The organism is Agromyces sp. ISL-38 (assembly GCF_018613935.1).
Lineage (GTDB): Bacteria > Actinomycetota > Actinomycetes > Actinomycetales > Microbacteriaceae > Agromyces.
In genome coordinates, this window is the sequence record NZ_JAGGPF010000009.1 from 531,617 (window position 1) to 543,996 (window position 12,380).

Consider the following 12,380-nt stretch of genomic DNA (forward strand, 5'->3'; position numbering starts at 1 on the left):
ATCCTGCCAGTCTGTCAATGCCCGCGAACCTGCGCCACCGCGGCCTCACGGTCGAGGAAGTTCGTGAGCTCCCCGATCGAGGTCATGAGCGGCGCGGGGAAGAGCACGAGGGTGTTCTTGTCGACCCCGACCTCGACGAGCGTCTGCAGCGTGCGCAGCTGCAGGGCGAGCGGATGCGCCATCATCGTGTCGCTCGCGACACCGAGCTGCGACGCCGCGAGCGCCTCGCCCTCGGCGGCGATGATCTTCGCCCGCTTCTCGCGCTCCGCCTCGGCCTGCTTTGCCATGGCGCGCTTCATCGAGTCGGGCAGCAGGATGTCCTTCAGCTCGACGAGCGTCACCTCGGCGCCCCACTCCGCGGTGATCAACTCGAGGAACTGCTTGATGTCCGCATTGAGCTTCGCGGTCTCGGCGAGCGTCTCGTCGAGGTGGTGCTGGCCGACGACCTTGCGGAGCGTGGTCTGCGCGATCTGGTCGATCGCCGACTTCACGTTCTCGATCGCGATCACCGACTTCACCGGATCCACGATCCGGTAGTACGCGACCGCGGAGACGCCGACGCTGACATTGTCACGAGTGATGATCCCCTGCGACTGGATCGGCAGCGTGACGATGCGCAGCGACACCTTGATCATCACGTCGACGATGGGAATGATGAAGCGGATGCCGGGCTCACGCACGTTGTGCAATCGGCCGAAGCGCAGCACCACGCCTCGCTCGTATTGCCTGACGATGCGGACCGACATGAAGAACAGCACGATCGCGAGCACGCCGACGATGATCAGGGTGACGATGAGGGCCGTCATCGGACCCACCTCCCGGGCGCCGGTGACGTGCCGTACGCCACTCCCATTCTCCCACCGCGGTGGTCGAGTAGCGCCGCTCAGCGTGTACCCCGGTGGTCGAGTAGCGCCGCGCTGCGCGCGGCGCTACTCGATCACCGGGCGGCTAGAGCCGCTCGAGCGCGCGATCGATGTCGTCGAGCAGGTCGTCGACGTCTTCGATGCCCACCGAGAGGCGCACGACCGACTCCGGCACCTCGGCCTCGGTGCCGCGCACCGACGCGTGCGTCATCTCCGCGGGGTAGTTCACGAGTGACTCCACGCCGCCGAGCGACTCGGCGAGCTGGAACACCTCGGTCGACTCGGCGAACCTGCGCGCGGCCTCGCCGCCGCCCGCGAGCGCGATCGAGATCATGCCGCCGAAGCCCGACATCTGCCGCCCGGCGAGCTCGTGCCCGGGGTGCGACTCGAGGCCCGGGTAGTAGACGTGCTCGATGCCGGCGTGCTCCTCGAGTCGCCGCGCGATCGCGAGCGCGTTCTGGCTGTGCCGTTGCATCCTGATGCCGAGGGTCTTGATGCCGCGCGAGGTGAGGAACGCGTCGAACGGGCTGGAGACCGCACCTGCGGCGAACTGCGTGAAGGTCACGCGCTCGGCGAGCTCGTCCTGCCCTACGCCGAAGACGAGGCCGCCGCCGATGATGTCGGAGTGGCCGCCCAGGTACTTCGTCGTGGAGTGAACGACGACGTCGGCGCCGAGCGCGAGCGGCTGCTGCAGCGCCGGCGACGCGAACGTGTTGTCGACGACGACGAGCACCCCCGCTTCGGAGCCGAGCTCGGCGAGCGCGGCGATGTCGGAGATCTTCATGAGCGGGTTCGACGGCGTCTCGACCCAGAGCACCTTCGTGGTGCCGAGCTCGATCGCGTCGCGCACGGCGCCGAGGTCGCTCGTGTCGACGGTCGTGTGACGGATGCCCCATGCGCCGAAGATCTTGCGGACGAGCCGGTGCGTGCCGCCGTACACGTCGTTGCCGATGACGACGTGATCGCCCGGCACGAGCACGGTGCGCAGCAGCGCGTCTTCGGCGGCGAGGCCCGACGCGAACGAGAGCCCATGCGCGCCGCCCTCGAGCGCGGCGAGCTGGGTCTCGAGCGCCGTGCGCGTGGGGTTGCCGCCGCGTGAGTACTCGTAGCCGCCGCGGAGCCCGCCGATGCCGTCTTGCACATACGTGGAGGTCAGGTAGACGGGCGGGATCACCGCGCCGGTCGTGGGGTCGAACTCCTGCCCCGCGTGGATCGCGCGGGTGTCGAACCCCTTCCAGAATTCAGGAGCGGTCATGCGTTGTCGTCACTTTCTCGTCAGTTGTGAAGCTTGGAAGGTTGATTCAGCGGGTGAATCGAGCGGCGAGCGGCATCCGTTCCTGAATTCTGAAACTCGGTCAGGCCGAGAGGTAGGTGAGCAGGTCGGAGCGGGTGATGACGCCGAGCGCCTTGCCGCCGTCGGTGACGAGCATCGCGGGCGTCGTCGTGAAGGCGCTGCGCGCCGCGGCGACGGGCTCGTTCACGCCGATGAGCGGCAGCGGCTCCCCCACGACGCTCGACACCTTGTCGGTGAGCTTCGCCTGCCCCGAGAAGACGAGCTCGAGCAGCTCCTCCTCATGCAGCGCGCCGGCGATCTCGCCGAGCACGACGGGCGGCTCCGCCGACAGCACGAGCAGTTGCGAGACCCCCGACGCGGTCATCGTGTCGATGGCCTCGCGGATCGTGTCGTTCGGGTGCACGTAGACGAGTGGCGGCATCCGATCGGCCTTGGCGCCGAGGAGCTGTGCGATCGTGTGCCCTGCGGGGGCGTTCGAGAAGCCGTAGGCGCGCAGCCACTTGTCGTTGAAGATCTTGCCGAGGTAGCCGCGGCCGCCGTCGGGCAGCAGCACCACGAAGACATCGTCGGGCCCAGCGGATGCGGCGGCCTTGAGCGCCGCGACCACGGCCATGCCGCTCGAGCCGCCCACGAGGATGCCCTCCTCGCGTGCGAGGCGACGCGTCATCTCGAACGACTCGGCGTCGCTGACCGCGATGATCTCGTGCGGCACGGTGGGGTCGTAGGCCGCCGGCCAGAAGTCCTCGCCGACGCCCTCGACGAGGTAGGGCCGACCGGTGCCGCCCGAGTAGACGGAGCCCTCGGGGTCGGCGCCGATGATGCGCACCGAGTCGCCCGACACCTCGCGCAGGTAGCGCCCGGCGCCGGTGATCGTGCCGCCCGTGCCGACGCCGGCGACGAAGTGCGTGACCTTGCCGTCGGTGTCGCGCCAGATCTCTGGTCCGGTGGTCTCGTAGTGCGAGCGCGGGCCGTTGGGGTTGGAGTACTGGTCGGGCTTGAATGCGCCGGGAATCTCGCGCGCGAGCCGGTCGGAGACCCCGTAATAGGACTCGGGGCTGTCGGGCGCGACCGCCGAGGGCGTCACGACGACCTCGGCGCCATAGGCCGTGAGCACGTTGCGCTTGTCTTCACCGACCTTGTCGGGGCACACGAACACGCAACGGTAGCCGCGCTGCTGCGCGACGAGCGCGAGACCCACGCCGGTGTTGCCCGAGGTGGGCTCGACGATCGTGCCGCCGGGCTTCAGCTTGCCCTCCGCCTCGGCCGCGTCGATGATGCGCTCGGCGATGCGGTCTTTCGAGGAGCCGCCGGGGTTGAAGTATTCGAGCTTCACGAGCACCGTGGCATCCGTGACCCCCTCGGTCACCCGATGGAGCTTCACGAGCGGGGTGTCGCCGACCAGGTCGACGATGGTCTCTGCGTACTTCATGCGGTGTCCTTCGGTAGTCGACTCGCGCGCCGCCCATCCGGCGGCGTGGCGGATACGGGCGAGCGGTCGGGCGTGCGGGGTCGGGCGACTTCGGCGTCAGCGACAACACAGCGAGAGGACCACGCCGCCAACTCTAGTCGCGGGGCCCGCGCGCTGTCACTCGACCCGGAACGGCCGGGCGACTGGGAATGCACTGTGAAGAAAGCCCGTCGCGGAGGAGATTCGAGGTGGCATACGTTCGTATGGTTGCATCCCCACGATCGAGAGAGGCCTCCGCGTGAGCGCGACCCCGCCCGTTCCCCCGTCCGCCAAGAACCTCAGCGTCAAGCAGCAGCGCGCCGAACAGCGCGCGAAGAAGCTCGAGGAGTACCGCAAGCGCGAGGAGCGCTCGAAGCGCAACCGTCGCATCGGCATCGGGGCCGCGATCGTCGGCGGACTCGCCGTCGTCGCGTTGCTCGTGACGTCGATCGTGCTCACGCCGCAGCCCGCCGCCTACAGCGCCGGCGGCACGGGCGCCGAGGTCGAGGGTGTTCAGACCTTCGAGAACGAGTCGGCGCACGTCGAGGGGGTCGTCGACTACCCGCAGACACCGCCGACCGGCGGCGAGCACAACCAGGTGTGGCTGAACTGCGGCATCTACACCGAGCCCGTGCCGAACGAGAACGCCGTGCACTCGATGGAGCATGGCGCGATCTGGGTCACCTACGACCCGTCGCTCGCCGACGACGAGCTTGCCGCGCTGCGCGCGAAGCTGCCGTCGACCTACGTGATCCTCTCGCCGTTCGAGGGCCTGCCCTCGCCGATCGTGCTGAGCGGCTGGAACACCCAGCTGCAGGTCGAAGATGCCGACGACGAGCGCATCGCCGCGTTCTTCGAGGAGTATTGGAAGAGCCAGAACGTGCCCGAGCCCGGCGCCCTCTGCACGGGCGGCATCGACGGGCCCGGCAAGGCGTGACCGAACCCGCGGGCCGCGCGGGCCGGGGCGCTCGCGTGGCCGTGCTCGTCGCGGCATCCGTCGCCCTCGCCGTCGTGGCGATCGTGGCCTTCTCGATCGGCCGGCTCTCGACCCTCGCCGACCCGACACCCGTCGACTCGAGCGCCGAAGCCGGGTTCGCTCGCGACATGCAGGTGCATCACCTGCAGGGCGTCGAGCTCGCGATGATCGTGCGCGACGCCACCGACGACCCTGAGGTGCGGCTGCTCGCCTACGACATCGCGACGACCCAGTCGCAGCAGGCCGGGCAGATGTACGGCTGGCTCAGCACATGGGGCCTGTCGCAAGCCGGCGGAGCGTCGTCGATGACCTGGATGTCGCGACCCGCCGAGGGCCAAGAGCACGACTCGCATGCGGCGACGCACCCGGCCGGCGCACCGATGCCCGGACTTGCGACCCCGGCGCAGATCGAGGAGCTTCGCGCGTCGACCGGCGTCGACGCCGAACGCCGGTTCCTCGAGCTGATGATCGTGCATCACCAGGGCGCGGTCGAGATGGCCGAGGCCGTGCTCGCGCGCTCCTCGCGCGACGTGGTGGTGAATCTCGCGACCTCGATCGTCGCCAGCCAGACCTCCGAGATCGAACTCATGGAGGCCATGCTCCACGAGCGCAGCTGAGCCTCGCCGGGCGCTCCTCACTGCCCCAGCGCGGGACTCAGGTCTCGAGCACTGGTCGCTCGGCCTGCTGGCGGTAGAGCGAGGCGTAGACGCCCTCGGCCCCCACGAGCTCGGCGTGCGTACCCCGTTCGACGATCCTGCCTCCGGCGATGACGAAGATCACGTCGGCGGCCACGACCGTCGACAGGCGGTGCGCGATCGCGATGGTCGTGCGCCCGCGCGCGGCGTCGTCGAGCGCCTCTTGCACGACGCGCTCCGAGATCGTGTCGAGCGCGCTCGTCGCCTCGTCGAGCACGAGCACCGCGGGATCCTTCAGCATCACTCGGGCGATCGCGATGCGCTGCTTCTCGCCGCCCGAGAGCCGGTATCCGCGTTCGCCCACCACGGTGTCGTAGCCGTCGGGGAACGAGGCGATGGTCTCGTGGATATTGGCGGCCCGCGCGGCGGCCTCGACCTCGGCGTCGGTCGCGTCGGGCTTCGCGTAGCGCAGGTTCTCGCCGATCGTGGCGTGGAAGAGGTAGGTCTCCTGGCTCACGATGCCGATGTTCGAGATGAGCGACTCCTGGCGGAGCTCTCGCACATCGACCCCGGCGAAGCGCACCGAGCCGGCGGATGCCTCGTACAGCCGCGGCACGAGGTAGGAGACCGTCGTCTTGCCGGCTCCGCTCGGTCCGACGAACGCCGCGAACTGGCCGGGCTCGATCGCGAAGCTCACGCTGTCGAGGGTCGGACGCGAGTCGCCATCGGTGTCGGGGTAGCGGAAGCTGACGTCGTGGAACTCGACGCGCCCGAGCGATCCGTCGGCGGGAACCTCGCGGGCGTCGGGGCGGTCGATGATCGCCGGCTTCAGGTCGAGGTACTCGAAGATCCGCGCGAAGAGCGCGCTCGACGTCTGCAGGTCGAGCGCGACGCGCATGAGGCCCATGAGGGGGAAGAGGAGTCGAGCCTGCACGGTCGTGAACGCGACGATCGTTCCCGCCGTGACATCCGCTGCCCCGCCCGTGATGAGCCAGCCCGCTACCAGGTAGACGATCGCCGGGATCGACGACATGAAGATGTTCACCATCGCGAAGAACCACTGGCCGGTCATCTGCTGCCTGACCTGCAGGGCGATCTGGTTGCGGTTCTCGCCGGCATAACGATCGATCTCGCTGCCCTGCCGGGTGAAGCTCTTCGAGAGCAGGATGCCCGAGACCGAGAGAGTCTCCTGCGTGATCGCCGTCATCTCGGAGAGCGACTCCTGGGTCTTGCCTGCGATGCGCGCCCGCACCTGCCCCACGCGACGCTGCGCGATCACCATGATGGGCATGAGCACGAGCGCGATCACCGTGAGCTGCCAGTTCAGGATCACCATCGCGACGAACGCCGAGATCACCGTGACGGTGTTGCCGAGCACGCTCGAGACGGTGTTCGTCAGCACGCTGGCGACCCCGCCGACGTCGTTCTGCAGGCGGGACTGGATGACGCCCGTCTTCGTGCGCGTGAAGAAGCTGAGCTCCATCGACTGCAGGTGCGTGAACAGGCGCACGCGCAGCGCCCCCATCACCTTGTTGCCGATCGTCGCGGTGAGCCAGGTCTGCCACACTCCGAGCAGCGCCGAGACGATGTACACGCTGATCATCGCGGTGACGAGGCCCGTGAGCACCGGCACGTTCGGGCCGCCCTCGGGGAACAGCCCGTCGTCGAAGGCGCGCTGTGTGAGGAGCGGCGGAACGACGCTGAGCGCCGCGCCCACGAGCACGAGGACGCCCGTGGTGATGAGCGCGACCTTGTGCGGGGCGAACAGCTCGCTGATGCGGCGCAGCAGGTTCGGGATCTTCGGCGCTTCGGCGTTGGCCGCGCGCTGCGCCTCTTCGTCGGCCGAGCCGATCCGGCGTCCGCCGCCGGGGACGCCACCGCCGCCCGGGCCGCCCGGGCCATGCGTCGCGGCACCGCCGCCGCGGCCGCCGCCGCCACGCCCGTCGACATTGCTCATGGATTCACCCTAAGCCGGTGAACGAGGGTGACGGCCGGGGGAAAGTACCCCGAATGGGGCCGTTCGCTCTCCGCGTGACGGGAGTAGCTTGGGCAGAACCCGAAGAAATCTCGACACGGCGACAGCCCGCCCCCGATCACCCGTAACTCATACCCGTTTCGTCAGAGAGCCATCCGAGGTTCACCGACGACGCCTCCCCGGTAAGGAGGCCCATGCAGGAGTCACCCGAAGACCCCTCTGGGATCTCATGGCGAACGATCGCCCGCGAATGCGGATCGGCCCTGCGCACGCGCATCAGTGCGGAACCTGAGCAGTCCTGGTCCCGTGACCCCGCGAAGCTGCTCGCACTCGCGGGCGGCTTCCGCGCCGCCGGGGCATCGAACCCGTATGCAGCCGAGCCGTACCTCGACGCTGCCGACGCGCTGCTGGCGGATGGCGCCGCCGACCCGGGTTTCGGCGTGCTCGCCTCGGTGCTGCGGTCGGTCACGATGCGCGAGCTCGGGCGCCACTCCGCGGCGCGCAGCCTCCTGCGAACGGCCAGCGCCTCGCTCGCAACGGCCGAGCTCTCGTTCAGCGACCGGATCGAACTGAGTGCCCTCGTCGTCATGCACGAGGGCTTCTGCGAGCTGCAGCGAGGCGACCTCGACTCGGCACGCAGAACGCTCGTGCGCGGCCTGCGTCTGGCCGGCGACCGCACCGCGCCCGCCCTGCTCGCCGAGGGATACGGATGCACCGCGCTCATCGAACTGCGCACCGGCAGTCTCCGCGACGCCGAGGCGACCATCACCCGAGCGCTCGACATCGCCCGATCCGCCGAACTCGGGAACGAGCCGTGCACGGCACCCGCGAGGCTCGCGCAGGCCTCCCTGGCCATCGAGCGCGGACAACTCGAGGGCGTGGGCGATCGCCTCGCCGAACTCGCCCGGGACACCGCCGGCACCGAGTACGAACCGCTCGTGCTCGCCGTGACCAGCGTCTTCCACGAGTCCGTCGGCGCCGACGACGAGGCGATGGACGACCTGCAGGAGTTGCAGCTCGTGATCCGCGACTGGGAGTCGCCGAGCTTTCCCCGCACGCTGCACGACTACGGGCGAGTGGGGCTCCTCGTGCGGCACCAGGAGACGGCGACCGCACGCGCGCAGCTCACACGACTCGAACCGGATGCCACCCACTCCCGGTGCCCCGCTGCCTGGTCGGCGCGAATCGCGCTCGACACGGGCGACTACGCCGGTGCGATCGAGCTCACCACCCCGTGCCTCGCGATGGGCGACACGCATGCGCCCCGCACGGCGACGCTCGCGAACCTCGCGAACGCGGCCGCGCACGACCTGCTCGGTGACATCAAGACCGCCGACACGCTCTTCGCGCGCGCCCTCCTGCTCGCCTCCTCTGCCGGGCTCGTGCGACCGTTCGGCTTCCTGCCACGACAGCATCTCACCCAGCTCGTCGAGCGGGCCAAGAGCATGACGCAGCCGCAGCACGTGCGGCGGATGCTCGAGCAGATCTCTGCGAGGCTCACCGACGATCACGCGGATGGCGCTGCCGTGCTGAGCCCGCGGGAGCACATCGTGCTCGAGCGACTCGTCGAGGGCGACACGCAGCAGCGCATCTCCTTCGAGCTCTCGGTGTCGCCTAACACCGTGAAGACGCAGCTGCGCAGCATCTACCGCAAGCTCGGAGTGACCACCCGGGACGGCGCGGTGCAGCGCGCGCGTACCCTCGGAATCATCGGCTGACACGTCTCGCGCCCACCGCGCTGTTTCGGCGGGCTCGCGCGCTCGGAACTTTCGGTTCACCCGTTCAGGATCATCACAGGTTCACCCCCCGGTCACCATTCGAAGCTCTCACAGGTCACCCGTCGGGTGGTGCTTGCATGAGCCCAGTATGGCCACCCGAGCCATCGATCCTGTCAGAAGGAGGGGGACACCGATGCATTCACGCAAGGGTCTCGCTGAGCGACATGAGGGACGACCCGAATCGTTCCAAGACAATCAGACGACGACCGAAGACCGTCAGAGGTGGCGGCGAACACTCGCCGCCATCGCCATTTCAGCCCTTGCCGTCGGCGGCATGAGTGCCTTGGTGGCCTCACCCGCAGCGGCCGATGAGGCCACCCCGCCTGCGGCCGCCACCGCAGCGTTGCAAGGCGCCGGGGAGGAGAACGCCAAGAAGGCAGCCGACGAGGCCGCCGCCGCCGCGGCCGCCGCGTTGCAAGCAACCGAGGAGGAGAACGCCAAGAAGGCAGCCGACGAGGCCGCCGCCGCCGCGGCCGCCGCGTTGCAAGCAACCGAAGCGGAGAACGCCAAGAAGGCAGCCGACGAGGCCGCCGCCGCCGCGGCCGCCGCGTTGCAAGCAACCGAAGCGGAGAACGCCAATAAGGCAGCCGAGGAGGAAAGCTCCAAGAAGGCCGAGGAGCTCGACGGTCCGGTCGAGCTGTTCCTCGTACCGCCTGACCCGAATGTGGAAGTCGACAAGGTCGAGATCTGTCACTCCACGGGGTCGCACCAGAACCCGTACGTGATCAATGAGCCGGCTGCGGACGGCGATGTCTCAGGACACGCCGATCACGACGGACCGATCTGGTTCCCCGGCATCGAGGAGGAGTGGGGAGACATCATCCCGCCGTTCACGTACGATGGTGGATCCTTCCCTGGCCTGAACTGGTCTGCCGAAGGACAGGCGATCTTCGCGAACGACTGCAAGATCCCGCCTCCGGCCCCCCCGGCCCCCCCGGTGCTCTCGCTCACGTCCAACGCGTGCCCGGTCCACGGTGGCACCGGAACCGTGACGTACTCGCTCGCATCACTGCAGAACGCCACCTACCGGGTGACGGTCCTCAACTCGCAAGGCGGGACCGCCCACAGCCAACTGGTCAGCGGTCTGACTGGAACGGCCGGAGGCTCGATCGCGCTGCCGCCGGGCAACTACACGTTCCAGCTCGCGGAGAACGATCCGTTCGTGGTGCTCGCTGAGCAGGCCTTCACGATCGGCGCCTGCCCGGCAGCACCGCCGGCACCGGCACCCGTGGTTCCCGTGAAGACGCTCGCAGCGACGGGCACCGAGACGGCTGGGCCGCTCATGGCAGGTGGCATGATCATGCTGCTGATGGGCGGGGCGGCGCTGATTGCAGCGAACCGCCGCCGCTGGGGAACCTCGCGCTCTGAGTAGTCGAGATCCTGCAACGATGGCGGGTGCCCTCACGGGCACCCGCCATCACTCTGTCTGGAGGAACTACCCCTTCGTCGAGCCGGCGAGCAGGCCGCGCACGAAGTAGCGCTGCAGGCTGAAGAACACGATGAGCGGAATGATCAGGGAGATGAAGGCGGCGGCCGTGAGGCGCTGCCACTCCTGACCGCGGTTTCCGGTCAGCTCCGCCAATCGCTGGGTCAGCGGTGCGACATCCGCGGTGCCACCTGAGAAGACGAGGGCGACGAGCAGGTCGTTCCAGACCCAGAGGAACTGGAAGATGGCGAACGACGCGAGGATCGGCACCGAGAGCGGGAGGATGATCCGCAGGAAGATCTGCCCGTGGTTGGCGCCGTCGACGCGTGCTGCCTCGACGAGCTCGTTCGGGATGTCCGAGATGAAGTTGTGCAGCAGGAAGATCGCGAGCGGGAGGCCGAAGATCGTGTGCGCGATCCAGACCTGGATGTAGCTCTGGTCGGGAATGATGGGGATCACGTCGTGGATCGCCCGCTGGATCGGCAGCAGCCACGTCGTGAACATCTGCAGCAGCGGGATGAGCGCCATCTGCAGCGGCACGATCTGCAGCGCGAAGATCGCGATGAAGAGGATGCTCGCGCCCTTGAACGGGATCCACGCCAGTGCGTAGGCCGCCATCGCGGCGAGCACCGTCGCGAACACGACCACGGGCACGGTGATCGCGATCGAGTTCACGAAGTACGACCCGAGCTGGGGCGCCGACGACGACGACGAGAACAGCACCTCGCTGTAGTTGTCGAGGGTCCAGCCCCAGTTCTCGAAGACCGTCCACCAGCCGGTGGTCTTGATGAGCTCCTCTGGCCGGAACGACGAGATGAGCAGGCCGAAGGTCGGGATGACCCAGATGATCGCGATGACCAGGGAGACGACCGTGGCCGTGCGCGAGGTCAGTCGCTTCTTGACGCGAGTCGCTTTCGTGCCGTCGGCGTTGTACCCGCGGCGAAGCTCGGCTTTGGTCGTGGAATCGACCGGGATCTCGATCGGTGTGTAGGTCATCGGATCTCCTTCTGCTGCCGGAGCACTCGAACGTTGTAGACGACGATGGGCAGCACCAGCACGAACAGCACGAGCGCGAGCGCCGAACCGCGCCCCGGCTCGAGCGCCCGGAAGGCCTGGGTGTACATCTCGTTCGCGACGACGCTCGTCTCGAAGTTGCCGCCCGTCATGGTGCGCACGATGTCGAAGACCTTCAGCGTGGCGATGGAGATCGTGGTGACGACCACGACGAGCGCCCCGCGGATGCCCGGGAGCGTGACGTTCGTGAAGCGCTGCCAGCCGTTCGTGCCGTCGAGTTCGGCGGCTTCGAGTTGCTCGGCGGGAATTCCCTTGATCGCGGCGGAGAGCACGACCACGGCGAATCCGGTCTGCACCCAGATCATCACGACGATGAGGAGCAGGGTGTTCGCGGGTGGCGACTGCAGCCAGAGCACCGGCTCCTGACCGAGCCAGACGAGGATCTGGTTGAGGAGGCCGATCTGGTCGCGGCCGGCCGGACGGAACTCGTAGACGAACTTCCAGATGATGCCGGCGCCGACGAACGAGATGGCGAACGGCATGAAGATGAGCGACTTGTAGATGCGCTCACCGCGTGACCGGTCGATGAAGTTCGCATACGCGAGGCCGATGATCGTGGAGATCGTCGGCACGAGGAGCACCCAGATGACCGTGTTGCGCAGCGTGATGAGCGCTTCGGGCTGGGTGAACATCCAGACGAAGTTGTCGAACCCGACGAACTCCCCGGCCCTGTTGGCGAAGGCGGCGACGGCGGTGAGTATGGCCGGGTAGACCAGTCCGACCGCGAGCAGGATGACCGCGGGAAGGAGGAAGAGCAGCAGTTGCAGCACGTCACGGCCGCGCTTTGGCGCCTTGTCGATGAAGAACAGGATGAGGCCGATGACGGCGACGAACACCGCGATACCGGCAACCAGCTGGACGATCTTGCCGATGAGATCAGCGGTCGTCATGCGGAGCTCCTCTCCGTTGAGG

General features: G+C 68.3%; 10 protein-coding genes. 4 read left to right on the plus strand and 6 right to left on the minus strand.

What is annotated here, in order from left to right:
• Nucleotides 1–14: 14 nt before the first annotated feature.
• The 3 genes from J7E25_RS10005 to J7E25_RS10015 form a co-directional block, all read right to left on the minus strand.
• Entirely contained in the window at nucleotides 15–806 is a 792-nt protein-coding gene (locus J7E25_RS10005; protein WP_214869967.1) for a slipin family protein, read from the minus strand.
• Between the two features lie 142 nt (nucleotides 807–948).
• Nucleotides 949–2,118, minus strand: coding sequence for a cystathionine gamma-synthase (locus J7E25_RS10010; protein WP_214869968.1), 1,170 nt, complete (start codon nucleotides 2,116–2,118; stop codon nucleotides 949–951).
• 100 nt (nucleotides 2,119–2,218) lie between these two features.
• The gene (locus tag J7E25_RS10015) at nucleotides 2,219–3,586 is read right to left on the minus strand and encodes a cystathionine beta-synthase (RefSeq protein ID WP_214869969.1); all 1,368 of its coding nucleotides are present in this window, start codon (nucleotides 3,584–3,586) and stop codon (nucleotides 2,219–2,221) included.
• A 277-nt stretch (nucleotides 3,587–3,863) separates the two neighbouring features.
• Between J7E25_RS10015 and J7E25_RS10020 the strand changes: the two genes are divergently transcribed.
• Both J7E25_RS10020 and J7E25_RS18195 read left to right on the plus strand, forming a co-directional pair.
• Entirely contained in the window at nucleotides 3,864–4,541 is a 678-nt protein-coding gene (locus J7E25_RS10020; protein ID WP_215008836.1) for a DUF3105 domain-containing protein, read from the plus strand.
• Nucleotides 4,538–5,197 (plus strand): DUF305 domain-containing protein, encoded by a 660-nt coding sequence (locus J7E25_RS18195; RefSeq protein ID WP_308164484.1) that lies wholly within the window; start codon nucleotides 4,538–4,540, stop codon nucleotides 5,195–5,197. Before J7E25_RS10020 ends, J7E25_RS18195 begins: the two co-directional genes overlap by 4 nt.
• A 37-nt stretch (nucleotides 5,198–5,234) precedes the next feature.
• Here J7E25_RS18195 and J7E25_RS10030 read toward each other — a convergent pair whose 3' ends face one another.
• The gene (locus tag J7E25_RS10030) at nucleotides 5,235–7,172 is read right to left on the minus strand and encodes an ABC transporter ATP-binding protein (protein WP_214869970.1); all 1,938 of its coding nucleotides are present in this window, start codon (nucleotides 7,170–7,172) and stop codon (nucleotides 5,235–5,237) included.
• Between the two features lie 212 nt (nucleotides 7,173–7,384).
• On the opposite strand from J7E25_RS10030, the gene J7E25_RS10035 reads away from it, so the two are divergent.
• The gene (locus J7E25_RS10035) at nucleotides 7,385–8,908 is read left to right on the plus strand and encodes a LuxR C-terminal-related transcriptional regulator (protein WP_214869971.1); all 1,524 of its coding nucleotides are present in this window, start codon (nucleotides 7,385–7,387) and stop codon (nucleotides 8,906–8,908) included.
• Nucleotides 8,909–9,101: 193 nt separating this feature from the next.
• Entirely contained in the window at nucleotides 9,102–10,340 is a 1,239-nt protein-coding gene (locus tag J7E25_RS10040) for an LPXTG cell wall anchor domain-containing protein (protein WP_214869972.1), read from the plus strand.
• A 63-nt stretch (nucleotides 10,341–10,403) separates the two neighbouring features.
• Here the strand turns inward: J7E25_RS10040 and J7E25_RS10045 are convergent, their stop codons facing one another.
• A complete protein-coding gene (locus J7E25_RS10045; protein ID WP_214869973.1) occupies nucleotides 10,404–11,390 on the minus strand; it encodes a carbohydrate ABC transporter permease in 987 nt (328 codons plus the stop codon).
• Entirely contained in the window at nucleotides 11,387–12,358 is a 972-nt protein-coding gene (locus J7E25_RS10050; RefSeq protein ID WP_214869974.1) for a carbohydrate ABC transporter permease, read from the minus strand. Before J7E25_RS10050 ends, J7E25_RS10045 begins: the two co-directional genes overlap by 4 nt.
• Nucleotides 12,359–12,380: the final 22 nt, after the last annotated feature.